Below are 23977 nucleotides of genomic sequence, written 5' to 3'. Positions count from 1 at the left end.
CGCGCGTCAATTGCATTCGGCGACAAGCGGCCCGGCGAGTTCCTTGAGGAAAAACAGCCGTCCGGCCAGCGTCGGCATGAACGTGCTGGGAATCCATGGCGTCGGTTCGTGATGCAGCGTCGCCCAGAGCGACATGCCCTGCCACATCATGCCGCGTCCCAGCGCGCCGTCCGCGCCGCCGATGATGCGGTCCGATTTCAGGAACAATCCCGGTCCGATGGTGTTGGCGGTCGTCGGAACGAGCGTTGTGCGGCTCTTGAAGCTGGTGATGGCGTTCTGCTCGATCGTCAGCGGGTGGAGGCGCGCGCCAAGACGGAACTCCTGCGACTTCCATTCCTTGAGCGTTTTGAACTCGGACGCGAAATGCGGTTCCCAGAACGCGATATGGCAGACGCGGCCAATGCCGAACACGGTGACAAGCCGCGCGCCTTTCTTGCGCAGGGCGGCGATTCGATTGCCGTAGGTTGGCAGTTCCGATTTCGTGGCGAAATGGCGCTGCGCCTTCGGAACCGTCAGCGCGCCCAGCGGACCGTAAAACGCGCCTTCCATGGCGTTTTGAAACGCGCCGGGATCTTTGGCCGGCAAGGTGGCGCCCTTCGGATCGCTCCACTCGTCCATGTTGAAACCATGGACGTGCCGGCAATCGCATTTCCATTCTTTCAGGAAATAGACGGCCCACCGGTACATGCCCATCGGGCCGACGGGCAAAATGAAGGCGATGGGCTTTCCGGCCTTTTTGGCGTTCGCGATTTCAAGGGCGATTTCGTGGCCCATCATCATGTCGAAATCGGCGAGGGATTCGCAGGCGACCGGCTCGAATCTTTTATTCCACCACGGCTCCCGCCGTGTGATGGATTCCGGTGGCCGGGAACAAATCTCGTCCAGAACGTCGAGGTTCCATCCCGCCGGAAAGAACCCTTCCAACAACGATCCCTTCAACGTGCTCATCAGGTTGACAGCCATGGTTTTTCCTCCCTGCGCGATTGGATCGCGCCAGTTTCCACCACCGAAGGCGATACCAAGAACCTATCGGACGAAAACACTACAAGGGACAATGCGCCACGATTATGGTCCTTTTCGTCCGTCCAACGTCAAAACCGGGCGCCGTCATCAGAATTTTGGACACGTTCCGTCGCGGCGGCTGCAACAGGATTCGCATCCCGGCGGCATCGCGCCGCCCGAATCGCCGCCGCGCGCGGCCGGCGCGAACGCGCTTGCCTGCTTAATCAACCGCGGGGAACCGCAATTCGGACACGCGGGCGATTCCTGGCCTCTGACCAGAATCTCCCGATCCTGCCCGCAATCTTCACACACAAAACGAAACAAGGGCATATCGCTTCACCTCGTCGGGAATCGTAGCAAGTCGGCCAATCGCAAGGCAACCGGCCCGCATCCAAAGAACGCGGCAAGGACGCCGCGTCCACGGTAGAAGCGGCATCTTGCCGCTTGTCCGCCGCCTCGTTCGATCAAGAGCGCCATACCCCAACGAGCAGACGGCCGGCCTTGGGTGCGGATTGTGGGCCCAGTAAACTTATCCGGGGTGCGCGCTCGAGAAACGGGTCTTGAGGCAAAGCGCGTTTCCAATGACCGTGAGCGAACTGGCGGCCATCGCGATTTCGGCGACAATCGGATGCAAAAGACCCAGCATCGCCAGCGGAACCGCCAGCGCGTTGTAACCGATGGCCCAGAACAGGTTCTGGCGGATGGTGCGGAACGTGGCGTCGGCCACCCGGAAGGACTCGACCAATCCCAACAGGCTGCCGCGCACGAGGATGATGCCGGCGGATTCGATGGCAATGTCCGATCCCGCGCCGATGGCGATGCCGGCGTCGGCTTCCGTCAAGGCCGCCGCGTCGTTTATGCCGTCGCCCGCCATCGCAACACTTCCATATCGTTCCCGCAGCGTCCGCACCACGCCGGCTTTGGCGCCCGGCATGACGTTCGCGACGACTTCGTCAATGCCCGCATCGCGTGCGATGTGCTTCGCGGCGGCCTCGTGATCGCCGGTCAGCATGACGACGTGCAGGCCACGGCCGCGCAACAGACGCACGGCCTCCGCCGATTCCGGCTTGAGGGTGTCGGATACGCCGATGGCGGCGGCGGCCGCGCCGTCTCGCGCGACGAGTACGACGGTCTTGCCTTCAGCCTCGAATCGTTCTATTGTTTTCTGAATCGGCGCGGTGTTCACACCCCGCGCTTCCAGAAATTGCCGCTTGCCCACGAGAACGGAATGACCCGCGACGATCGCCGACGCGCCCTGTCCCGGTTCCGTCAGAAACATATCGGCGGGTTCAATCGCCGCTTTGTCGCCGGTTGCATGCACAATCGCGGCGGCTATCGGGTGCTCCGACAAGGCTTCGACAGACGCCGCCCACGCCAGCACTTCGGCGGCATCGTGGCCGGGAGCGGCCGTTACGGCGGTCACGGTCGGTTTGCCGGTTGTCAACGTGCCGGTTTTATCGAGACAAACGGCGCGCACCGAACGCAGGGTCTGCAGGGCTTCCCCCGATCGCACGAGTATGCCGCGCGACGCGGCCAGTCCCGTTCCCGCCATCAATGCGGTGGGCGTGGCGAGTCCCATCGCGCACGGACACGCGATCACGAGCACGGCCACCGCCGCGAAGACGGCCTGCGTCGCCGTCGCTCCGGACACCGGTTGCATCCACGGCAGGAAGGGCACGGCGAATCCGGCAATCGCGCGCATCCATTCCGGCGCAATCATCCATGCCCCGAAGGTCGCCAGCGCCACGCAAAGGATAATCGGAACGAAAACCGCCGTGACGCGGTCCACGAACGCCTGGACCGGTATTTTGCCGGTTTGCGCCTCGGCGACCATGCGCGCGACCTGGGCAAGGAACGTATCCTCGCCGACGCGCGTGGCGCGCACACGCAACACGCCGAATGCGTTGATTGTCGCGCCGATCACGGAATCGCCGGGGCCTTTGTCCACCGGCAACGGTTCGCCGGTCGCCATGGATTCGTCCACGGCGCTTGCGCCGTCCACGACGATGCCGTCCGCCGGAATCTTTTCGCCGGGCCGCACGATCATGACATCGCCCACGACCACATCCTGAATGGGAACTTCCATTTCCACGCCTTCGCGTTCAATACAGGCCGTTTTTGCGCCAAGTTCCATCAGGCGGCGAATGGCATGCGAAGCGCGGCCGCGCGCACGCGCTTCCAGGTAGCGGCCCGTAAGGTGAAACGCCACGATCATCGCGGCGACCCCGCTGAAATTCGCGACGGGCAATCCCGCAAGCGCCAACGGCCCCGTGAGGAACGCCGATCCGGATCCCAGCGCGATAAGCGCATCCATGTTGGGGCTGCCGTGCCGCGCCGTGCGCCATGCCATCGAAAAGGTTTCCGCTCCGGCAATCGCCAGCACCGGAAACGCCAGTAGCGTCTCCAGCCAGCCGTGATGGATAAAGCCATGCACGCCCGCCGCCGGCAACAGCATGATCGACATGCCCGGTGCAGTCAACGCCCATGCCAAGGCCACCCGGCGCAAGGCCGCGACACGCCGCTGTTCGGCCTCGTCCGGCGCTTCGGTGAGCAACGCCGAACGCTTTTCCTCGGCATCGTAGCCGATCGTGCGGACCTTCCCGATAATCGTCGCCAAGGCGGCCTGTTCCGAATCGAAGACGACCGTTGCCTCCTCTGCGAGGAGGTTGACGGCGGCCGACACGACGCCGGGCGTCCGGCCCAAGGCCGTTTCGACACGCCGGGCGCATCCCGCGCACGTCATGCCCGTGATTTTCAATCGCCGCTGTTCCACCGCCATGCGCGTTTCTCCATGAGGTTCATTTTATGATAACGTGCATGGCGCAGGTGATATTTCGGCCATCCGGCGTTCGACTTTCATTTTCACCGCCAAAAACGCAAAGGAAAGAGGAACATAAAAGACGCAAACGACATACGAGATCGTTTCCGGCGCCTCGACAAGCGCGAAGCCGTGGGCGCCGCGATTTGCGTCGTGTTGTTGATTGCCGGGCTGTTGCTCACGTATCAACGCATTGTATTCGGCGACCGGACGACCCTCCTTGGGCGGTACGACGTGTACCGCTACTTCGGCCCGCTGGCGCACTATATGGATGCGTCCATTCACGACGGCACATGGCCGCTGTGGAATCCCCTGATATTCTGCGGGGCGCCGTTCGCCGCGAATCCGCAGGCGATGCTGTGGTATCCGCCGAATATCATCCGATCGTTGCTGACCTTCCATCCGACGCCGATGGCGACGCAAATCGGTCTCGCGATCATGATGGGGCTGCATCTGCTGCTTGCCGGATTGGGTGTGCAACGGTTGGCGCGGGCGCATGGTTCGAGCGCCCCGGCGGCCCTTGCCTCGGCCCTTGTGTTTGTGTTCAGCGCGCTCATGGTGCGCCGGGTGTGCGAATACCATTTCCTGATGACGCTGGCATGGCTGCCGTGGCTGTTGCTGGCGGTCAAGCGCATGATGGATGCGCCGGATCGCCGATCATGCGCCCGCCATGCCCTGTTGGGCGGCCTCGCTGTCGGAATGGCCGTGCTGGGCGGTTCGTTTCAGATCATGAACTATATGGGCGTGGCCGCGCTCGCGTACGCGTGCCTGTATCGCGCGCTGGCTCCCCGGCCGTTCTCCGATACAGGGGATGGCGTCGGGGACATTCGATCGTGGCGGCGGCGCCTGCTTTTCGATGCGCTTGCCCTTGGCGTCATGTTCGGACTGGGCGCGCTACTGGCCTCGGTTCTGTTGTTGCCCGCGATGGAACTGGCCGGACTCGGCTCGCGGCAGGACGGCAACGTGGCCTTGTATGCAAATCTGTTGAATCAATCGCCTGTGAGCCTGATCCAGCGACTCATTGTGTATCCGGGGATGCGCTACGAGGCCGAAACCATTCGCGGGGCGGGCGTGGCCGCGCTGTTGCTGGCGATGGCATCGCTTCTGCGTGCGCGGCGGCGCGACGCGTGGGTTTTCATGGGCGTGTTGCTCGTGCTGGTGGATTGCTGTTTCGGTCCGCCGTTTCCGCTCGCGACGCTGGTCACCGCTTTCACGCCATTCACGATTTCGGCCTATGTGCGCGCGTGCGACGTGGCCATGCTGCCGTTTGCGATACTGGCCGGGTTCGGCGTGGATGCGGTCGCCGGGGTTGAACCGTCGGTGCGGCGCAGATGGTGGCGAAGCCTGTTTATCCTTGCAGCGGGAACGGCTGTACTGGCAGGGCTTGTGCGATGGGCGGGCCAAGGGCCTTTTGTGCCGGCCACGGCATGGACGATTCTGATTCCATGCGCGGCGGCGATCACGATGGCCGCGGGCGGATGGATCCCGTGGAAAAACGCCGTCCGGTGGGCGCTGCCTATCCTATTGTTCGCGGAAACGCTCACATGGAACGTGCGATACGTCCCGGCGCTTGTGGAGTCCCCGCCAAACCGAAAGCCGGACCATATTACCGTTGCACATCCGTTTCCGCAGGACAACGCGCGCGAGACGGATCCGGTCGCGAATCATCGCCTGTACGAGCGGGCGTGCGTCATCAACGGGTACGATCCGCTGAACATCGCCGCCGTACGTTCCGTCATCAGCGGACCGCCGCGCGACAAGCGTTACCACCGCTTGGTCACCGATGCCGAGGTCACGGAGGCCAATGTGCGCGGCAACCTGTTCTTGAAGCGGTCGTTTTGGCTCGTGCGGGAATACGCCGAAGGCCCGCTTCCTCCGAAGGACACCCTCTACCCGGCCGCCGCGATCGCTTTCCTGCCACAGGGGACCGACGTGCCCGTTCCCCAGGCGAAACATGTTCCCCGCACCGCCATTTCCGCGCCCGGAATGCAAACCGAGATCCCATTGAACGGCGCAACGTCCGAGCGGCGTTCCATTCGGATGCGCCTCGCGACCAACGGCGTCCATTCGTCCCTGTTCGTCGAATACGAGGCCGCGACGGAGGGGGGGCTGGAAAGCCTTTTTACGGCATTGGAAGGCCGGAAAAGCGTGCGCGGTTTCCAAACCCGCCTGATACCGACGCGAGGCAAGGCCCGCACGGCGGAAATTGTGCTACCCGATTATCCCCGCATGGACGCTTTGCTGAAAGCGCCGCCGGGCGTTCGCATAACCCGCGCCCATGTAATGAGCGATCCGAACGACGACGGGAACCGGCTGCGTATCGTGCGCCGCACGGCGAACCGCGCCGAAATCGAAACCGGCCCGATCGACGGCAATCGCCTGCTTGTGTTCACCGATGCCGATTATCCCGGCTGGCGCGCGTATCTGGACGGGATAGAAACGCCGATCCAGAGGGCAAACGAAGCGTTCAAGGCTGTCGTCGTGCCGCCGGGAACCCATCGCGTCGAATTCGTTTTCCGGCCGGTCCGTGTCTACGTCGGGGCCGGGATGTCATTGGCCACGCTTCTTGCCGTGCTGTTGGGGCTGTGGAAGGCCGTGCAGGGTCCATAGCGTTATTGCGGCTTTTTTCGGCTTTTTTCGGCATGGCGGGCTTTTTCGGACGGGGGAGACGTCTCGGACGCCACGATGGGCGTTGCCCCGGCCTCCACGGGGCGCGCGGCCAGTCCGGCCGCCGCGCAATACAGACACAGCACCAGGAGCATGCAGGACATCAAAAACGAAAGGAACACGTCCAGCGGCATGAACACATTGAGAAGTTCCATTGTGATGGATACCGCGAACATGCCCATGACGCCGGCCATCCGCAACGGTTGGTCCCGCTTCGGCAGGAACAGCAGGAGCAGGGGCGTCATCATGATGTGATAATAAAAGGTGGGCGCGGTCAGGAAATAAGCGGGAACGTATCCGTACGCCAGCGATTCGTAGTCTTCGAGTTTTCGCACCGCCAGCAACGAGACGGCCAGCGCCGCGCCGATCATCAGCCACCATTGCGCTTTTCGCTCGTTGAACTGCCGTGTCATGGCCGCCTTGTAAACGTTCCATGATCCCGACGGTTTCGTGTGCGCCATCAGGAAAACGTACTTGAATCCGACCCGGACCGGAGCGATGTGCGCGTTGTGTACGCCGATCTTGCCGGCAAATTCCTTCCAGCCGTGCAGGCCGCCGTCATCCCATGCCGAAACGGCGAACAGCGCGGCGCACACCATCGCCAGCACCGAGAAAAACTCGGCGTATTTGCGTTCAATCCGGCGTGTCCGCCACAGGCTCCATAAAAATTTCGCGCCCATGCCGAATCCGAAGATAATCGGAAACACGCGAGCCATGCCCGCGTAGCCGAGCAAGCCGGCGGCCGTCTTGTAACGGCCCGTCTTGATCGCGCACACGCACATGACAAGGAATGCGAGCCAATCCATCCGCAGGAATCCGCCCCGGATGTGCGTGTAACTCATGCAGAAATGCGTGCAGAAAAACATCATGGTGAATAGTCCCGCGCGCCAGCCGAAAGTCCGCCCGACGACGGAGAATGTGGCGGCCAGCAGGGCCAGATCGATTGCGACCAGGAAATTCATTCCCGCCGTGCTTTCGGTTGGCACGCGATTGGTCAAAAAACGCCCCGTCATGTTCCACACCGGCGTCGGATTGTACCCCATGTCGAGGGTAATCCCGCGCCAGTGGCGCTTGGTGACAAGCGACTCGAAATAGCGGACATCCTTCTTGAATTCCTGCCACCGATCGCGGGAAAAGGGACGCTTGAATGTATCCGCCTTGGCGAGGACCTCTTTTCCGGACACAAAGGAATAATCGTCCATCTTGCGGATGGTGGGATGGAGAATTTCTCCCCTGTGGTTTTCGGCGGTGGCGATGGCCACGCACTCGTAGAGGTTCGCGAATCCGATTTCGCGTGAATACTTCGATCCAAGGTAGTAGTGAAACACATCGTGCGGATTCATGAAGCGGCGGTACTTGGGGAACTGCCCAAAGTCGAAATACGAGGCCGCGCAGACGGCGGCCAGCAGGATCAACAAGACGTCGAGCGCCGGGCGCCCCTTCGCGACGCGCCAGCGATCCAAACACCAGTACGCCGCCGCCAATGCCACGACGGCGCCGGCCAGAATGCCCTTGATGGTATGCAGCGTTTCGAGCGTCAACGAATCGGCCCACCCGCACCCGTGTTTGCCGCATGGTAGGGCTTGCGCGCCTCGAATTCAAGGAAGCGGACCCGAACACTTCCACGATTCGACAGGTCGTGGGGGTGTCGTCTATAATTCTCTCCGCAGGAGCACCAGAGAGTCTCGATGACCTCGCGCATTCTCATTCCCCATATCGGAGTAGTGTCCACGGCGTCCGGTGTCGTTCCGCTTGAAACGAGCAGCGACGGATTGTTCGCCGCGGGACGCCATGGCGTCGTCTCCGTCACGGCGACCGGCGATCGCAAAGTGGAGTTTATCGCTTTCGACCGGCATACGCTTGCCTGCGTGCGATCCTCGATGGGGTATCCGGCGTATTATCCCGTCCATCCGGTCGAATTGCGCAAGCCGGTCAAAGCCGTCCTGATGGATCTGGACGGAACAAGCGTCCGCAGCGAATCGTTTTGGATATGGATCATCCAACTGACGGTGGCCCGTCTCCTCGGCAATCCCCGGTTTGAACTCGAAGACGCCGATTGGCCGCACGTGTCGGGACACAGCGTGTCGGAGCATCTCCAGTACTGCATCGAAAAGTACTGTCCCGATAAAACGGTCGAAGAAGCCCGGCGTTTCTATTTCGAACATACGGACCGGGAGTTGCAGGCCATTGTGCAGGGGCGCGGGCGGCGCGACGCGTTCACGCCGTCCCCGGGACTCAAGCCGTTTCTGCTGGCCTTGAAGGCGCGGGGCATCCGAATCGGACTCGTCACGTCCGGACTGTATGAGAAAGCGTGGCCTGAAATCGTCTCGGCGTTTCAAACGCTCGGCATGGGCGATCCGGCGCAGTTTTACGACGCGATCGTGACGGCGGGCTTTGCCATACGCCACGGACAACCCGGCACGCTCGGCGAACTGTCGCCCAAGCCGCATCCCTGGCTTTACGCGGAAACGGCGCGCGTCGGCCTGGGGCTGCCGTTCGAGGAACGCTGCCACACGGTGGGCATCGAAGACAGCGGCGCGGGCATTTGCGCGATACGCCTGGCGGGCTTTCCTGCCATCGGGTACGGCGGCGGAAACATCGTCGAAAGCGGCGCCCGCGGCCTGTGCCAGTATTATTGCAAGACGTTTGAAGAGATAATGGACATCATTTTCTGATATTATCCGAACAAGAGGAGCATGAAATCATGCGGAAACGCGGGTTTACGTTGATCGAACTGCTGGTGGTCATCGCCATCATCGGCGTGCTGGCGGCCATTTTGCTGCCGGCCTTGGCGCGGGCGCGCGAATCGGCGCGTCGCATTAGTTGCGCCAACAACCTCAAGCAGGTCGGGCTGAGCGTCAAGATGTATGCCGGCGAGGCGCGGGACGCGCTGTTTCCGTCCATCAAGCACTACATTTACGACGAAACGTCCGGCGCATGCGACCGCCCCAACGGGCGCCTGTTGACCGCGCCGCCGGACGCCCCCTCGCCGGAATTCTTCTTCGACGCCAAGAGTATGTACCCGGAATACCTGTCCGACTTGTCCGTGCTGGTTTGTCCGTCCGATTCAAATGCCGCCGATTTCCGCAAAGGCGTCTGGAATGAACAAAACGATCCGGCCAAGCCGTTCGAACCGTGCAGGGTCGGCCCGCTTTCCTACATCTACATTTCCTGGGCCTTCCGGGGCGAACGCGATTATATTACCTCGGGCACGGAAAACGACAATCCGCCGAATATTTCGGCCCGGTTTCTCCTGGTGCTGGCCCAGACGCTCGACAAGGCCGCCAAAGGCGATTTTACCGTGTACGACGCGGACATCAAGTACGATCACGAGGTATACGGTCCCGTCACGGCGTATCGCATCCGGGACGGCATCGAACGGTTTCTCGTTACGGACATCAACAATCCCGCGGCGACGGCGGCCGCCCAAAGCCATCTCGGCTATTACTGCGACTTCATTTCACCCAAGACACAAGACTTCAATCATGTGCCCGGCGGCGGAAATGTCCTGTACATGGACGGGCATGTGGAATTTCTCAAGTATCCGGGGCAATTTCCCTTCAGCCGGGCCTGGACGCAGATTGTGGCGCTTGCCGGGCTGTAATCCGGAATCCCCTTGGGACCTTATTTCGCGGCCGACCAGCGGATGGCCTGCAAGACCATCCGACGGTAAAATTCGTTGGCGTATGCTTCCCTGCCGTGACCCGGTTGAATAAAGCAAACTTTCGCGTTGCGGTAGGTCCGTGTCCACGCGACCTCTTTTTGGCTGCCGGGATTGTCGCAGGACAGAAGGAGGCGATTGTCCGGCTCAAGATGGTAGCCCTTGTAGGTTTCGTCGTGCAGGACGAAATCCCGAATGCCGGCCAATATCGGGTGGGAAGGGTCTTCAACGCGCAAGGCCATGTCCACCCCTTCCTTCCACTGGCTGCGGGGGTATTTCACACCGTTCTCCTCGGTGTCTTCCAGAAAATACCTGGCGCCGATGATCTTGCGGTATTCGGGCCAATCCGGAAACGCGGCGATTGCGTGATGGAGCACGACAAGCCCGATGCCCCTGTCGAGCAACGCTACGAAGTTCCGTTGGCGTTTTTCCGAAATGGCGCGGGTCATGTTGTATAGCACGATGACCTTGTACGGCCATTTCGAGATGTCCTCGAAAATCTCGCTCTCATCCGCGAGCGCCACGAACGCGCAGTCGAGGTCGCGATAACTCCCGAACATCGTTTTGAACGGCTTCTCTTCGAATCCGTGGCCGCCCGTCACCACGACGACTTTCATCTTCTCCGCGGGATACGCGCCGACGCTCCAGGCAATGGCCGCCACGAAAACAAGACATGGCCCGATGAAACGACCGTTCGTCATGCCGGATTCCCTTCTTCTTTGTTCTTTGTTCTTAGTTCTTATACCTGCCACGGCGCCCGCATGGCGCGCACCAACATCCGATTGGCTTCAGCGTCGTTCTCGAAACGTTCCATGGCCGGGTTCCAGCGCAGCCTTCGGCCGAGACGCATCGCGATGTCGCTCAGATGGCAGATCATGTCGGAACGAACGGTGACGTCAATTGGACAGACGGTTTCCCGCCGCGACCTGACGCAATCGAGAAAGTTGCCGACATGATTCCGGCTTTCGTAAAGCCGGATGTCATTTCCGCCGAACTTCGTTTGCACAAGCGACTTCGGTTCCGTCTCGATTACGCCCCGCGCGACATGCACCCATCCCTCGGTTCCCTCGAACCGGATGCCGTGCCGGTTCTGGGCCTCATCCGTGTAGTCGAGCACGACGCCGTTGTCGTATCGCATAATTACGTTCCACCGGGTGGCGCAATCGCAGAAACCGTCGCGCGGGAAGACGCCTGTTCCCTCGACCTCGACCGGTCCGGTCGAATCGCTGCCGTTGCCCCATTGGGCGATGTCCACATGATGAATGCCCCATCCCGCCACGAACCCAAGGGCATAATCGGTGTTGTGCCACCAATAATGGTTCACAATCCGGTTGTCGGCAAAGGGCGCCCACGGCGCCGGGCCCAGCCACATGTCATAGTCGAGCCATTCGGGCACGGGCGCCGGCGCAAGATTTTCGGATTCCCGGCTGGCGGGCGATCCCACCTTGATCGTCTTCAATTCGCCGATCCGGCGGTTCCGCACCAGTTCGCAGGCGAGCCGGAATTCCTGCGAAGATCGCTGCTGCGTGCCGTATTGAAACACCCGCCCATGCCGGTGAATCGCATCCCGAAGGGCCTGCCCCTGCGACAAACTCAGCATGAGGGGCTTCTCGACGTACATGTCTTTTCCGGCATGGGCGGCCGCCACCGCGTGCGGCACATGCCAATGATCCGGCGTCGCAATCAGGACCGCGTCAATATCGTCCCGCGCGAGCAACACGCGAAAATCGCCATACGCCGCGCAACCGTGGTCGCCGTAATGTCCGTTCACGATGTTCTGCGCGGCCTCACGCCGCTGCGCGTTCACGTCGCACACGGCCACCACCCGGGCGTTTTCGTTCCGGAGGAAATTGCCCATGACCCCGTTGCCTTGGGGGCCGTTGCCGATGCAGCCCACCGCGATGCGGTTGCTGGGCGAGACATGACCTTCCAGTCCCAACGCCCGCGCGGGCACAATGTACGGAAAAGACGACGCGGCGGCAGCCCCCATGGCGGCATTCAGAAACGCGCGCCGCGTCATTGTCGGTTTGCGCAGCGATCCTTTTTTCGACATGGCTTGTCCTTCTCGGTTCACGACCTCGTCGTTTCCCGCCCGTCCAAACTGGGATCGCTTACGTCAATTTCGGCGCCGGCGCTTTTTCGGGCGAATTGACAACCTTGATGCCGTACATCTGGCAGAAATTTTGCAGGTCCCTGCGGAAGTCGCCAAGGAAAACCACTTGGTGGAAGCCGAGCACGTCCCGGGCATCCTCGACGCGATCCATCGCGATTTCGACGCTGGTGCGGCATCCGCCGGCGGGCGGCGTGTCCACATTCCCGGCGACCGTGCCGGTATCCACGATCAATTCGTTCGGATTCTGGAACCGGGCAAGCGTCACGCGTTCTCCTTCGGGCCACAACACCTGGACGGACACCCCGATGTTCGACTCGGAATGGCTCCGCAGGATATAGGGAGCATGTTCCGTGTCAAGGCCCCGGATCTTGGTTCCCGCCACGCAATGCGAGGCAATCAGGAGGTTTTTCACCGTTTCGGGCACCGGATCGTTCATATAGCCGGGGCGATCGAACAGGTAACTCGTCAGCATGAGCGACATAGCGCCAAACACGTCCGCTTCGCAGCCGTAGGTGACGCCGGCGTCCTGGAACATCGAGGCGGCCATGCACGGCGGCGTCGGCACGACTTTCTGCGTGACCATGCCCAGACAATCCGTCGTCAGCGCGTTGGCATCCTCCAGTTTGAGCAACTGCTTCGCGGCGATATACGTTCGCGCGGCGTTCACGCCGTCCTCGTCGGAAGGTTCGACCACTTTCCGGGCATCCTTGAACATCTTCCGGGCCACCTCGTGCGCCTCGTCGTTCGCGGGAACCTGGGCGAACATTTCCTCCATGGATTTGCGTGGAATGTGGCGCACTTTCGTGCCGAGGCGTTCCAGCACGGATTCGCTGCGCTTGTCTCCCGCAATGACCAGCAGCCGCGACGCCTCGAACTGCTTCTTGGCGCGGACGATCCGGAACGCCTGCTCGACCGCGGACGATTCGAGCGAAGAAATGACCAGCACCCCCTGCCGCCGCGACAGTTCGAGCACGTGGCCGGTGAAACAGGTGCCGACCGGCGCGAACACGATCATCGGCACGCCGGCCTTGTAAATGCGGTCCATGTGCCGCCATGAATCCATGTGCTGAAGCATCAGCAATACCGCGTCCGGCTTTTCCGCCTCGATGGCCTTCGCAAAGGCGTCAACGGCCTCGTTGGTTTCCAGGGGATCTTCGACCGCCTCGAGTTGCACGCCGACGCGTCCGGCTGATTCCGCAAACTGACGGGCATATTCCTGGCGATGGCCTTCGAGATCGTAGGCCGCTCCCGGCCAGCCCAGCCAGTACGGCGGATGGAGGCGCACCACCGCGCTCTTGATTCTAACCAGCGGTTTCGGACGGAACTGGGCAATGTCGAGGGGACCCGAAACATCCCCCGCCGCCCATGCGGAACGCGCCGCGCCCGCCGTGATTGCCGCGCCCGCCGCTCCCGCAGCCGACGCCAGAAAACAACGCCGCGACATCGAACAACACGTGCATTGACTGCCTTGCGATTGCCGGCTCATGTGAAAGTCCCTCCGTTATGGTTGCCATCCACCGCAGACTCGACTGGAATCCAGAATATCAGTCTTTCACGAAAAAACACAAAATACGATCGCGATCCCGCTATTTTCGCCGCACGCAAGAAACGCGGCAGGGCGCCGCGTCCACGGTGTAAGCGCGGGTACGTAAAATCCCTTGGGCACGGAACGTAGGACAGGCTGTCCAGCCTGTCATCCTGGAACCGGAAAATTTACAAGGACGACAGATTGGACAGGCTGTCCCACGCCCTTTCCGTACACGCTCTAAGCGGCATTTGTTTTATTCGTACGCGCAATCGTGATCGAAGATCGCCGATCCAGGTTTTCAATTCCAACAACCAAGGACTGATGGCGGATAGTCCATCGGTAACCCGTTTGATCCCCGTTGACTCATGAGACAAGGTTTGTTACGATGGATCCATGATCGGTGCGTCGGCGCGACGAAAAGGCCGTCCATTCGGATGGATCGGTGTGGCGTGTGTGTTGTGGGCATCGGCACAAGCCCTTGCGGATTCCAGCATCCATGCCGGGACAGCCGGGACAGCCATGCAGTATGCCCGGGCCTGCCAGAACGGCGCGTGGGATGCCGTAATGGACATGACGGCATGGATGCGCGACCGTTTGGATTGCGCCGGTTCCGGCAGCGAAGGACGCGATGCCATCAAGAAGGAACTACAGGCATCTTTGGCCCGGAAGACGGCGGAAGGGAACCGTTTGCGCCCGGAAGGCATTGAAGACGTGTACCTATTTGCGCCCACGGCGATGCTGCGGGTCGTGCGAACCGATTCCGGCCGGGCCGATCTGGATCGCCCGGCCTGTGGCCGTGCCTGGATGGAAGTGGTGTATCCCGTGCGCGCACAGGCGCCGCGGGACGAACAAGGCCGCGCCATCCGGAAGATGGTCGTGGGCGTGAATGTCGCATGCGACGAATTGATATTGAAAGCGAACGTTGTTGGCAATATGGAAGTGGAACCGGATTCGATGGCGTATTATCCGGGAGAACGATGAGGGAGGTGTCCAATGCCTTTGGCAACATGTCCTCGCTGTAAAAAGATATTCGAGAAAACCCGGACAATCGTGTGCGCGAAATGCCAAGAGGCCGAGAACGCGGATTACGACAAGATCCGGGCGGTACTGGAGCGGGATCCAAGCCTGAACGCGGAGGAAACCGCCGAAGCGGCCGGCGTGACGGTTCAGTGCGTTTCGCGCATGTTGCAGGAAGGACTGATCGCGAATGTCAGTCTTGCCGAGTCGGTCAAATGCGGCCGTTGCGGCGCCCCGGCCATCAGCCTGAACAAAAAACTGTGCCAAGCCTGCCTTGAAAAACTCAACGCGGAAGTGGCGGCCGCGCAGAGCAAGATCAAACTGGCCCAGAAAAAGCGGGTTCAGGTGGGCGAATATCAACTGGCGCGCAAGGTGTTTGAGGCAAAACGGCGTTCGTAAGGGCTGGCGGTGGCGCCGGAATTTCAATGCAACGGACAGGGGCGTTTTTCCGCCCCGGAAGGGTAGGTCCTAGTGACGCTCGCGGGTGTTTTTCTGGCCTTGGCGCGAAGCCTGTTTTTCATCGTTCCGCCGTTGTTGAAGATTGCGGTGGTATTGTTGGATGTATGGGCGCGATGAGACCGTTTCCCGCTATTGCTTTGTTTGGGGTCGTGGCGGTCGCGTGGTGTCCGGCGTGGGGGGAACTCGCGTCGTTTTCCGTCCGGGTGCAAGACGATTTGCGCGTCGCAGACGTGGAACTCGTGCCGATGGGGGATACTCCGTATGTTTCGCTGTCTTCGTTGGCGAGCCAGATGGGCGGCGCCTGTCGCGTGACGCCTGAACGGGTGCAGGTGGATTTGGCCGCGAAAGCGGCGTGGTTAAGTTTGGGAACCGCCCAAGTGAGTTCTTCCTTGGGATTGTTCGATCTTGCCCATCCCGTGCAGGAACGGAACGGGGAGGCGCTCATCGCATTGGAGGATGTGGTCCCCTTGTTCCGGAAGGCGTTCAATCTGGCCATCAAACAGGATTTGCCCGTCCAGCCGCCGGCCCCCGCGCCTTCCCCCGAGTTGCCGCCGTCGGCAGACCCCGTTTCCGAGCCTGCGCCCGTTTCCCCTCCCGTCCAACCGATCGAAACACCGCCGGAAGCGCCTCTTCCTTCCGCGCCCGTCGAACCCCCCAAAATGCCGGCTTCCGATCGGGCGAAGGATCGGCCTGTTCAGATCGTCATCCTCGATCCGGGACACGGCGGATCGGATTCCGGTTGTGAGGGGCACGGCGGTCTGCAGGAAAAACAGGCTGTTTTCCATATCGCCCTGAAAACAAGCAAAGCCCTGGCGGGCGCACCGGTTACCGTTTTGCTCACTCGTGATTCGGATAAGGACGTTTCCCGTGCCGAACGAACCGCCTTTGCCAACCAAAACAAGGGGGATCTTTATATTTCCATTCACCTGGGATCAGGACTTTCGCAGTCGGGGCGGGGCATCGAGGCCTTCTATTGGGATCCGGACCAAGGACACGTCCCAAATGCCGATGGAAAGATCACCGAGCGCCCCGGAGCTCCATACGCCGAACGCAGCCTGGCCGCGGCCAAGGCGCTGGCGGATGCCGTGGCCGCGGCATCCGGTCAGGAAGTGCGCGGGGTTCATCCGTCGCCGTGCGCGCTACTGGGCGACATCGGGATGCCGGGCGTACTTCTGGAAGCCGGTTATCTCGGAAATCCCGCCGAGGAATCGCTGCTGCTGACGGAGGATCATCAGGCCAAAATCGCCAACGGAATCGCGGAAGGCATCAAAGCCCTTGCCGCTCCCGCGGCCGAGGGCAAGCCATGATGAACCGGGCTTGGCGGCGGGCCATGATACGGCGCACGTTGCTTTGGATTTGGGCCATGGCAACGGTGGCGCTTGTGGCGTGCGTGGGACTGCTTGTGCGCGAACTGATGCGGGAAGGCGGCGATCCCCTTGCGATCGTGAAGCACGAATCCAAAGCCGCGCCGTCAGCCGCGCCGCCAGCCGTTCCTTCTTATGCCACGGCGACCAAGGAAATCGTGCTGTATTTTGCCGATGCGGAGGGGAAAACGCTGGTAGCCGAAACAGCCCGAATCGAAACCGGCGATTCGACCGTGGAAAATTGCCGCAAAGCGCTTGAAGCGTTGATTCGCGGGCCCCGCGACATTTTGACGCCCATTCTTCCAGCCTCGACCCGCATTCGCGGAATGTATTTGCTGGAAGGCGGCGAATTGGTCGTGGATTTTTCGATGGAAATGGCTAACGAATTGAAGAAGGTTCGCAGCGCCTCGCTGGAATCGCTCATGGTTTACGGCGTGGTCAACACGTTGGCCGCCGATGCGTTGCGGGGCGGGAAAGGCGAAGCCGGGGTCTCGCGCGTGCGTTTTCTGATCGAAGGCAGCGCACCGCACGAGAATTTTCCCGCCCATCTGGATCTCGGTGGCCCGGTGAAACCCGATTCCCGATGGATCGCCGGAAACGGCGCATGAGGGGGCCATGCCTGTAAACGAACCGGCCATAGGCATTTTTGACAGCGGAGTCGGCGGATTGACCGTCTTGCGGCAGATCGCGGAACGGCTGCCCAACGAATCGCTCATCTATCTCGGCGACACCGCGCGCGTTCCCTATGGAACCAAGTCCGCCAATACCGTAATCCGATATGCGCGGACGTGCGCGGATGTTCTGCTCAAGGAAGGCGTGAAACTGCTGGTTGTCGCGTGCAACACGGCTTCGGCTTTTGCGCTTGAAAGACTTCAGGCCGATTTGGACGTGCCGGTTGTCGGCGTGATTGAGCCGGGCGCCGCATCTGCGCTGGCCAAGACGCGCAACCGGCGGATCGGCGTCATCGGGACCGCCGGCACCATCGGCAGCGGGGCGTATCCGGCCGCCCTGCGCGCGCGCGATCCGAACGTGGATGTTTTCGTGCAGGCCTGTCCGCTGTTTGTCCCCCTCGCGGAAGAAGGCTGGACAACCGGTGACATCCCGTTGCTGATTGCGCGCACGTACCTGGAGCCGCTGATTCGCAACCGGGCCGACACGCTTGTGCTCGGTTGCACGCACTACCCCCTTCTGCATGCCGTCATTGCACAGACCATGGGCGAATCGGTCGCCATCGTGGACAGCGCCGAAGCGACGGCGGAGGCGGTGGCGGCCATTGTGGAAGGGATGGGCCTCGGCGCCGAAGCGGATTCAACGGCATGGCGGCGGTTTCTGGTGACCGACGCTCCGGAGAATTTCAGACGCATCGGCCGGCAATTCCTCGGCTGGGATACCGGCCCGGTCGAGTGGGTAGACGTCCAATGACCAAGAACGAATCCACGCCGGCGCCGGACGGGCCGATTCCGGGCCAGTTGCCGCATTCATGGGTTGGCGTAGCCGCGGGATTGGGCGTTTGCCTCGTCGCGCTGCTGGCCGCCGGCATGCTGGCCCGGCAATACGTGAAATCGCGGCCCTTGAATCTGCGGGATCGGACCACGGAACTGGCCGGCGTGCTGGAGCGGACACTCGTCAACTGTCGCGTTCCCAAAGAAAATATCGCGCGGGGCGAACCGGAACCCTGCTCGGACGAGGAGGCCTTTTGGACGGCAACATCGTTCGACGTGGCGCTTCCGGACATCATGGACGGCGCGGCGCTGGTCGGACTGGTTGCGCGGCGCATGCAACCGTTCGACGTGGCGCTGGTCGAAACCGCCTTTGCGGACTCGGTGCGCGAAATGCGCGCTTCGCTGGGTAATCGCGTATTTGCCACGCTGCGCATACGGGAAAAGAAGCCCAAAACGGATTTGACGTCCGCATGCGAACATGTGCTTCAAGGGGTGAATGCGTGGCTGGCGGACCAAAACATCCCGGCGGAGTTTGTCGAGACCGTTCCCTCCGAAAGAAAGGAAGACGATAAAACCATTTGGCAATATGCGCGTTTGAACGCGCCCTATCCGTCGGGACTTTCGTTCGACAAGGTCGAAACAGGATTGCGTGAAGCCGTGTCCGGGGCGCCGGAAACGGAAGGGCATTCAGCCAACGTGGCTGCCCATATCGGAACCGGCGGCACGACCACGTTCTCTGTTGCTTTGGACGATTATGTGTGCGCGGACATCGTTTTTTCTCGCACCGGGGTCGAACCGCCGTCCGATGAATTTCCGGCAAGCGCCCTGGCTCCGCTGCAGGCGGGTCTCGTCAACGGGGAATGGATGAATGGAGTTTCGGACATCGAGGAGGTGCCGTTGGATTCAACGGGGCTCGACGAAATGGAACTGGGTCGGAAACTGGCCGGGATTTCCACGCCGAGCGATCAAATCCCCCGTATTGCGATCATCTTGGATGACGGCGGGTACGGCGGGCCGGTCACGGCGCGCATCCTTGCGCTCGATCCCAATCTGACCCTCGCCATCCTGCCCGGCACGCCCTTCGGAGCCCGCACCGCAAAACGGGCATCCGAACTTGGGTTTGAAGTGATGCTCCATATGCCGATGGAAGGGGCGAACATGCCCGGCAGCCTTCTGACCGGCATGACGGAAGCCGAAATGCGGGGGCGACTCGACGAGGCCCTGGCGGGCATTCCCGAAGCGGTAGGCGTCAACAATCACATGGGATCCGTGTTTACATCCAATGCGAACGCCATCAACCGGTTTATGAACATTTTGGCCGGACGCGGCCTGTATTTTATAGACAGCCGCACGACACCGCGCAGCGTGGCGTTCGACGGCGCCCTGAAGCACGGGATTCCCGCGGGAAGCCGAGACGTTTTTCTCGACCATCAAAAAGAACCCAACTACATCATCGGCCAGTTCAACCATCTCATGGAGGTTGCCAAGGAACGGGGTTACGCCATCGGGATCGGCCATTTCCGCCCGACCACGGTCCAAGTGCTCGTCTCCATGCTGCCACAACTGGAAAAGAACGGGATCAAACTGGTCCATGCGTCCGAACTGGTCTTGCGCCCCGCCGTGGCCAAACCCTTGGAAGGGCCCGTGGCCATTCCGGGGGAATCCGCGGGCAACACAGAGCCGATTCCGGTGAAATCGGGCAAGAAACGCCCGAAAAGTTGAAGGCGCGATCGCGCCGGAACGCCGGGCAATGGCCGTTTACGCCTTGACGGTTCAGCGGTTGCCTTATTGATCTCCCGTGTGTCCGAAACCGCCCTCGTTCCGTTCGGTCGGCGGCAGTTCCCGAACCGGGACCCATTCCGCGAAGGCGACCGGGCCAATGACCAATTGCGCGATGCGGTCGCCGCGCTGGATGGTACAGGGTTCCTGGCCGAGATTGATGGCGATGAGGCGGATTTCCCCGCGATAGTCGGCGTCAATCGTGCCGGGGGAATTCAGCATTGTAAGGCCGTGCTTCCACGCCATGCCGGATCGCGGCCTGATTTGGGCCTCGTATCCCGGCGGCAGGGCGATTCGGATGCCTGTGGGAATCAGGGCGCGCCCGCCGGGCGCCAAGGTCACTGGCTCGCGCACGGCTGCGCGCAGATCCATGCCGGCGGCATGAACGGTTTCGTAGGCCGGCAGGGGCAAATCGTCCGTGCCGGGTTCGCGCAGGATGGCGACGCGAACCGCCGGAGTCACAGGGGGATGCCCTCCAGTGGGGTGGCCGGTTTCGGGCCGAGCACAAGCATGGTGCAGCGTTCGGGCCGGAAAATCTCGACCGCCACCTGATGCAGATCGTCCACGGTAACGGCGTCGAGTGCGCCGATAATTTCAGAAAGTCCCAGCAACCGCTTGTAGTAGATCATGGATTTGGCCATGCGCGACATTCGGTTGAACGTGCTTTCGAGCGACATCAGCATGCTGCCCTTGAGATGTTCCCGGTTGTTTTCGAGTTCCGTTTCGGGAATGGGCTTGGCGCGAAACTTGCCGATCTCCTCGAAGATAAGGCTCAGGGTGCGGTCAAAGTTTTCAGGGGCGACCGCCGCGTAGATGCCGAACATGCCCGCCGTGAAAAAACAGCTGTGGAATGAATAGATCGAATAGGCAAGGCCTTCTTCCTCGCGAATGCGTTCGAACAGGCGCGACGTGCTGCCGCCGCCCAACGCGCTGCTCAATATGTCGTAGACATACCGGCGTTCGTCGGACACCGTCGGTCCGGGAAAGGCCATGCAAAGATGGTTCTGCGCGATGTCCCGCTCGACGATTTCGATGCCAGGGGCGAATTCGGGCGGTCCGGAATGCTTGTGCGAGGGACTGGGCGGCAATCCGCCAAACTCGCGATCAACCTGTTCGAGCACGGCGCTCTCGTCGAAATTGCCCGCTATCGAAAAATACATGTTGCGGGGACGATACCATGCCTTGTAATAACTTTGTACGTCTTTGATCGTGATGTTGGCCACGCTTTCCACGCGCCCCGAAACCGGCCATCCCAAGGGATGATTGGGCCATAACCGCGCGCTGAGCAAATCGTGCGCATAGTCTTCGGGCACATCCTCTATCGAGGCGATTTCCTCAAGGACGACATTGCGTTCCTTGTCGAGGTCGCAAAAGGTCGAATTCTTGATGACGTCGGCCAAGACTTCGATGCCGGCGGCGAGATGTTTGTCGAGCGTCTTGATATAGAGGCAGGTGTACTCGCGCGAGGTGAAGGCGTTCAGATGCCCTCCCTTGCTTTCGATAGGCTCCATGATTTGTCGGGCGGTGCGTGTTTTCGTGCCCTTGAAGAAGAGGTGTTCGAGGAAGTGGGAGATGCCGGCCTGATCGGGCTGTTCGTTGGCGGACCCCGTCTTGACCCACACGCCCGCCGTGGCGGAATGCAGATAGGGCAGGCGTTCCAGGGTAACGGTCATCCCGTTGTCGAGCTTGCGCGCGACGGCATTGTCGGTGTAGAGCAGATCTTTCTCAGGCTGCATGAAACTTCCTTGCCGCGGCGCGCCGCAACGCCCGGACGCGCCGCCTCGAATGCGTTGGGATCAACGGCGCCGTCCGCCGTTCCGATCTCGATTGCGATCGGAATGTCCGCCCCGATCGCCGCCGCGTCCGCCCCGATCGCCGCCGCGTCCGCCCCGGTCGCGATCGCCACGGGAACGCGGTTCACGCGGAGGCGGCATGTCTTCGGCGGAAATACGGCCCAGTTCGAGATCCGCGGCGTTTTTGGACATATTGACGCGGCCCATGCGGTCTATTTCGATGACCTTGACGTCTATTTCATCGCCGATTTGCACCACGTCCGTTACTTCGCCCACGCGGTGCGGGGCCAACTCGGAAATATGCACCAACCCTTCGCGTCCGCCCAGAACGCTGACAAACGCGCCGAAATTCATTATGCGCGTCACGGTGCCGTGATAGACCTTTCCGACCTCCACCTCGGACACGATCAACTTGATCATGTCTATGGCGGCCTCGGCGCAGGCCTTGTCCACCGCCGCGACATTGACGGTGCCGTCGTCCTCGATTTCAATTTCGGCGCCGGTCTTGGTCTGTATCTCGCGGATGACCTTGCCGCCCGGCCCGATCACTTCGCGAATCTTGTCCACGGGGATGCTGATGGTGTAGATGCGTGGCGCGTAGGGCGAGATTTCCTTGCGCGGTTCGGGCAGACAGGCCAGCATCTTGTCCAGGATATACAAGCGTCCGTCGCGTGCCTGCATCAGCGCCCGGTGCATGACCTCGCGCGGAATGCCCCCGATTTTGGTGTCCATCTGGAACGCGGTGATGCCTTTGGCCGTGCCGCAGACCTTGAAATCCATGTCGCCGTAATGATCTTCCGCACCCAGGATGTCGGTCAAAACGCAGACATCGTCGCCTTCCTTGATCAAGCCCATCGCAATGCCGGCCACGGGGGCCTTGATGGGAACGCCCGCGTCCATCATGCTCATGGTTCCGCCGCACACCGACGCCATCGAACTCGACCCGTTGCTTTCCGTGATGTCCGACACGACGCGGATGACATAAGGGAACGCCTTTTCCGGATCGTCGTTGTCGTTGGGAAGAACGCATTCCAGCGCCCGCTCCGTCAATTTTCCGTGGCCAACTTCACGGCGTCCCGGTCCCGAAATCCGCCGGACTTCGCCGACCGACCAACTGGGGAAATTGTAATGGAGCATAAACCGTTTGAATTCTTCCCCGGTCAATTCATCGAGGCGCTGTTCATCGCGGCTTGTGCCCAGCGTCGTCGTGACGATGGCCTGCGTTTCACCGCGGGTAAACAAACACGATCCATGCGTGCGGGGCAGGATGCCGACCTCAATGGTGATGGGGCGAATTTCGTCGGGACGGCGTCCGTCAAGCCGGATTTTGTCCCGGATGGCCTTTTGCCGCATGAGTTTCTTTTCGGCGGCCGTAAAAGCCTCTGCAATGGCGCCGGCGCGCTCCGCGAAAAGGTCCGGCCCGTACTGTTCAGCCAGGGCATCGGCCACTTCCGCCTTCAGTCCATCCACCGCGGCCTGTCGCTCCTGTTTCTGAACAAGGGACAGGGCGGCTTCCAGGCGGCCGGCAATGGCCTCCTCGACATCCGCCACGACGGCCGGATCGAGCTCCTTGGGAACGAAGGGCATTTTCGGGACCCCGGCGCGGGTCTGCAATTCCTCGATGCCCTTGCAGATTTCAATGATGAAGGTGTGGCCGAATTCAAGCGCTTCGACCATTTTGTCTTCCGGCAGTTCCTTCGCGCTTCCTTCCACCATGCAGATGGCTTCCCGGGTGCCTGCCAACACCAAATCCAACTGGCTTTCAGCCATCTTGGACATCGGCGGATTGACTTCGAATTCGCCGTTGAAACACCCCACACGCACCGCGCCAATTGGGCCGAGGAACGGTACCGGCGAAACGCTCAGCGCCGCTGAGGCCGCATTGATCGACAAGACCCCCGGATCGTGTTCATTGTCCGCGGAAAACACGGTCTGACAGACCTGAAGTTCGTTGAAGAATCCTTTCGGGAACAAGGGGCGCACCGGACGATCCGTCAGGCGGCACACGAGGATTTCACGTTCCGTGGGACGGCCTTCGCGCCGGAAGAAGTTACCGGGAATGCGTCCGGCCGCAAAACTCTTTTCGCGGTAATCAACCGTCAAGGGAAAGAAGTCCTGACCCGGTGACGCTTCCGGCGCCACACATACCGCCGACAGGACCATCGTGTCGCCGAAAACAGCCATCACGGAACCGTGTGCCTGTTTGGCGATTTTGCCCGTTTCAAAATGGATCTCTTCGGATCCGACTCGTACTGAGAGACGTTCTACCATGGTGTTGTTTTGACACTCCCGCTGGGATGAGAACGCCCTCGGCGTCACATTCCAACCTGTTTT

General features: G+C 61.3%; 19 protein-coding genes. 9 read left to right on the top strand and 10 right to left on the bottom strand.

The genetic code is table 11. The features are described from left to right. Nucleotides 1-6 precede the first annotated feature (6 nt). The 3 genes from P5540_07600 to P5540_07590 all read right to left on the bottom strand — a co-directional run bounded on the left by P5540_07600 (nt 7) and on the right by P5540_07590 (nt 3781). Nucleotides 7-963 carry a glucosamine-6-phosphate isomerase gene (locus P5540_07600; protein HRT64681.1) on the bottom strand — a complete coding sequence of 319 codons (957 nt, stop codon included), beginning with the start codon at nt 961-963 and terminating at the stop codon, nt 7-9. Nucleotides 964-1110: 147 nt separating this feature from the next. After that, nucleotides 1111-1332: a zinc ribbon domain-containing protein gene (locus P5540_07595; GenBank protein ID HRT64680.1), complete on the bottom strand. Its 222-nt coding sequence runs from the start codon at nt 1330-1332 to the stop codon at nt 1111-1113. A 199-nt stretch (nt 1333-1531) separates the two neighbouring features. Next, complete coding sequence (locus P5540_07590) at nt 1532-3781, bottom strand: heavy metal translocating P-type ATPase (protein HRT64679.1); 2250 nt, start codon at nt 3779-3781, stop codon at nt 1532-1534. Nucleotides 3782-3952: 171 nt separating this feature from the next. On the opposite strand from P5540_07590, the gene P5540_07585 reads away from it, so the two are divergent. Further along, nucleotides 3953-6430 carry a YfhO family protein gene (locus P5540_07585; GenBank protein HRT64678.1) on the top strand — a complete coding sequence of 826 codons (2478 nt, stop codon included), beginning with the start codon at nt 3953-3955 and terminating at the stop codon, nt 6428-6430. A 2-nt stretch (nt 6431-6432) separates the two neighbouring features. Here the strand turns inward: P5540_07585 and P5540_07580 are convergent, their stop codons facing one another. Continuing rightward, a complete protein-coding gene (locus P5540_07580; GenBank protein HRT64677.1) occupies nt 6433-8028 on the bottom strand; it encodes a hypothetical protein in 1596 nt (531 codons plus the stop codon). Between the two features lie 147 nt (nt 8029-8175). Between P5540_07580 and P5540_07575 the strand changes: the two genes are divergently transcribed. After that, nucleotides 8176-9162 (top strand): HAD family phosphatase, encoded by a 987-nt coding sequence (locus P5540_07575; GenBank protein ID HRT64676.1) that lies wholly within the window; start codon nt 8176-8178, stop codon nt 9160-9162. A gap of 29 nt (nt 9163-9191) precedes the next feature. Continuing rightward, nucleotides 9192-10091, top strand: a complete 900-nt coding sequence (locus P5540_07570; GenBank protein HRT64675.1) for a DUF1559 domain-containing protein — start codon at nt 9192-9194, stop codon at nt 10089-10091. Nucleotides 10092-10111: 20 nt separating this feature from the next. Here P5540_07570 and P5540_07565 read toward each other — a convergent pair whose 3' ends face one another. From P5540_07565 to P5540_07555, 3 genes are read right to left on the bottom strand one after another with little or no spacing between them, the layout of a single operon-like run. After that, complete coding sequence (locus P5540_07565; protein ID HRT64674.1) at nt 10112-10849, bottom strand: ThuA domain-containing protein; 738 nt, start codon at nt 10847-10849, stop codon at nt 10112-10114. 38 nt (nt 10850-10887) lie between these two features. Further along, complete coding sequence (locus tag P5540_07560) at nt 10888-12201, bottom strand: Gfo/Idh/MocA family oxidoreductase (protein HRT64673.1); 1314 nt, start codon at nt 12199-12201, stop codon at nt 10888-10890. A 58-nt stretch (nt 12202-12259) separates the two neighbouring features. Next, complete coding sequence (locus P5540_07555; protein ID HRT64672.1) at nt 12260-13747, bottom strand: hypothetical protein; 1488 nt, start codon at nt 13745-13747, stop codon at nt 12260-12262. Between the two features lie 486 nt (nt 13748-14233). Here P5540_07555 and P5540_07550 point away from each other — a divergent pair, with 486 nt between their 5' ends. The 6 genes from P5540_07550 (at nt 14234) to P5540_07525 (ending at nt 19793) form a co-directional block, all read left to right on the top strand. Beyond that, on the top strand, nt 14234-14770 hold the full coding sequence (locus P5540_07550; GenBank protein HRT64671.1) for a hypothetical protein: 537 nt from the start codon (nt 14234-14236) through the stop codon (nt 14768-14770). Between the two features lie 12 nt (nt 14771-14782). Further along, nucleotides 14783-15205, top strand: coding sequence for a hypothetical protein (locus P5540_07545; protein ID HRT64670.1), 423 nt, complete (start codon nt 14783-14785; stop codon nt 15203-15205). A 173-nt stretch (nt 15206-15378) separates the two neighbouring features. Continuing rightward, on the top strand, nt 15379-16572 hold the full coding sequence (locus P5540_07540; GenBank protein HRT64669.1) for an N-acetylmuramoyl-L-alanine amidase: 1194 nt from the start codon (nt 15379-15381) through the stop codon (nt 16570-16572). Next, nucleotides 16569-17237, top strand: coding sequence for a GerMN domain-containing protein (locus P5540_07535; protein ID HRT64668.1), 669 nt, complete (start codon nt 16569-16571; stop codon nt 17235-17237). Before P5540_07540 ends, P5540_07535 begins: the two co-directional genes overlap by 4 nt. Nucleotides 17238-17244: 7 nt before the next feature. After that, nucleotides 17245-18051 carry a glutamate racemase gene (gene murI, locus P5540_07530; protein HRT64667.1) on the top strand — a complete coding sequence of 269 codons (807 nt, stop codon included), beginning with the start codon at nt 17245-17247 and terminating at the stop codon, nt 18049-18051. Then, a complete protein-coding gene (locus tag P5540_07525; protein HRT64666.1) occupies nt 18048-19793 on the top strand; it encodes a divergent polysaccharide deacetylase family protein in 1746 nt (581 codons plus the stop codon). The genes murI and P5540_07525 overlap by 4 nt, the downstream gene beginning before the upstream one ends. A 63-nt stretch (nt 19794-19856) precedes the next feature. On the opposite strand, the gene dut is transcribed toward P5540_07525, so the two are convergent. Genes dut through pnp form a run of 3 tightly spaced genes read right to left on the bottom strand, consistent with a single transcriptional unit; the run spans nt 19857 to nt 23914 of the window. Then, on the bottom strand, nt 19857-20312 hold the full coding sequence (dut, locus tag P5540_07520) for a dUTP diphosphatase (protein ID HRT64665.1): 456 nt from the start codon (nt 20310-20312) through the stop codon (nt 19857-19859). Then, the gene (locus P5540_07515) at nt 20309-21586 is read right to left on the bottom strand and encodes a pitrilysin family protein (GenBank protein ID HRT64664.1); all 1278 of its coding nucleotides are present in this window, start codon (nt 21584-21586) and stop codon (nt 20309-20311) included. The genes dut and P5540_07515 overlap by 4 nt, the downstream gene beginning before the upstream one ends. A gap of 60 nt (nt 21587-21646) precedes the next feature. After that, complete coding sequence (pnp, locus tag P5540_07510; GenBank protein HRT64663.1) at nt 21647-23914, bottom strand: polyribonucleotide nucleotidyltransferase; 2268 nt, start codon at nt 23912-23914, stop codon at nt 21647-21649. Nucleotides 23915-23977: the final 63 nt, after the last annotated feature.

Source organism: Candidatus Hydrogenedentota bacterium (assembly GCA_035450225.1).
GTDB lineage: Bacteria > Hydrogenedentota > Hydrogenedentia > Hydrogenedentales > SLHB01 > DSVR01.
This window is presented reverse-complemented; position numbering and strand designations above follow the sequence as displayed.

What these genes read in the sequence shown, in the direction of transcription:
- P5540_07600 (HRT64681.1), bottom strand. Translation starts at nt 963, where the DNA reads ATGGCTGTCAACCTGATGAGCACGTTGAAGGGATCGTTGTTGGAAGGG.
- P5540_07595 (HRT64680.1), bottom strand. Translation starts at nt 1,332, where the DNA reads ATGCCCTTGTTTCGTTTTGTGTGTGAAGATTGCGGGCAGGATCGGGAG.
- P5540_07590 (HRT64679.1), bottom strand. Translation starts at nt 3,781, where the DNA reads ATGGCGGTGGAACAGCGGCGATTGAAAATCACGGGCATGACGTGCGCG.
- P5540_07575 (HRT64676.1), top strand. Translation starts at nt 8,176, where the DNA reads ATGACCTCGCGCATTCTCATTCCCCATATCGGAGTAGTGTCCACGGCG.
- P5540_07570 (HRT64675.1), top strand. Translation starts at nt 9,192, where the DNA reads ATGCGGAAACGCGGGTTTACGTTGATCGAACTGCTGGTGGTCATCGCC.
- P5540_07565 (HRT64674.1), bottom strand. Translation starts at nt 10,849, where the DNA reads ATGACGAACGGTCGTTTCATCGGGCCATGTCTTGTTTTCGTGGCGGCC.
- P5540_07560 (HRT64673.1), bottom strand. Translation starts at nt 12,201, where the DNA reads ATGTCGAAAAAAGGATCGCTGCGCAAACCGACAATGACGCGGCGCGCG.
- P5540_07555 (HRT64672.1), bottom strand. Translation starts at nt 13,747, where the DNA reads ATGAGCCGGCAATCGCAAGGCAGTCAATGCACGTGTTGTTCGATGTCG.
- P5540_07545 (HRT64670.1), top strand. Translation starts at nt 14,783, where the DNA reads ATGCCTTTGGCAACATGTCCTCGCTGTAAAAAGATATTCGAGAAAACC.
- P5540_07540 (HRT64669.1), top strand. Translation starts at nt 15,379, where the DNA reads ATGAGACCGTTTCCCGCTATTGCTTTGTTTGGGGTCGTGGCGGTCGCG.
- P5540_07535 (HRT64668.1), top strand. Translation starts at nt 16,569, where the DNA reads ATGATGAACCGGGCTTGGCGGCGGGCCATGATACGGCGCACGTTGCTT.
- murI (HRT64667.1), top strand. Translation starts at nt 17,245, where the DNA reads ATGCCTGTAAACGAACCGGCCATAGGCATTTTTGACAGCGGAGTCGGC.
- P5540_07525 (HRT64666.1), top strand. Translation starts at nt 18,048, where the DNA reads ATGACCAAGAACGAATCCACGCCGGCGCCGGACGGGCCGATTCCGGGC.
- P5540_07515 (HRT64664.1), bottom strand. Translation starts at nt 21,586, where the DNA reads ATGCAGCCTGAGAAAGATCTGCTCTACACCGACAATGCCGTCGCGCGC.
- pnp (HRT64663.1), bottom strand. Translation starts at nt 23,914, where the DNA reads ATGGTAGAACGTCTCTCAGTACGAGTCGGATCCGAAGAGATCCATTTT.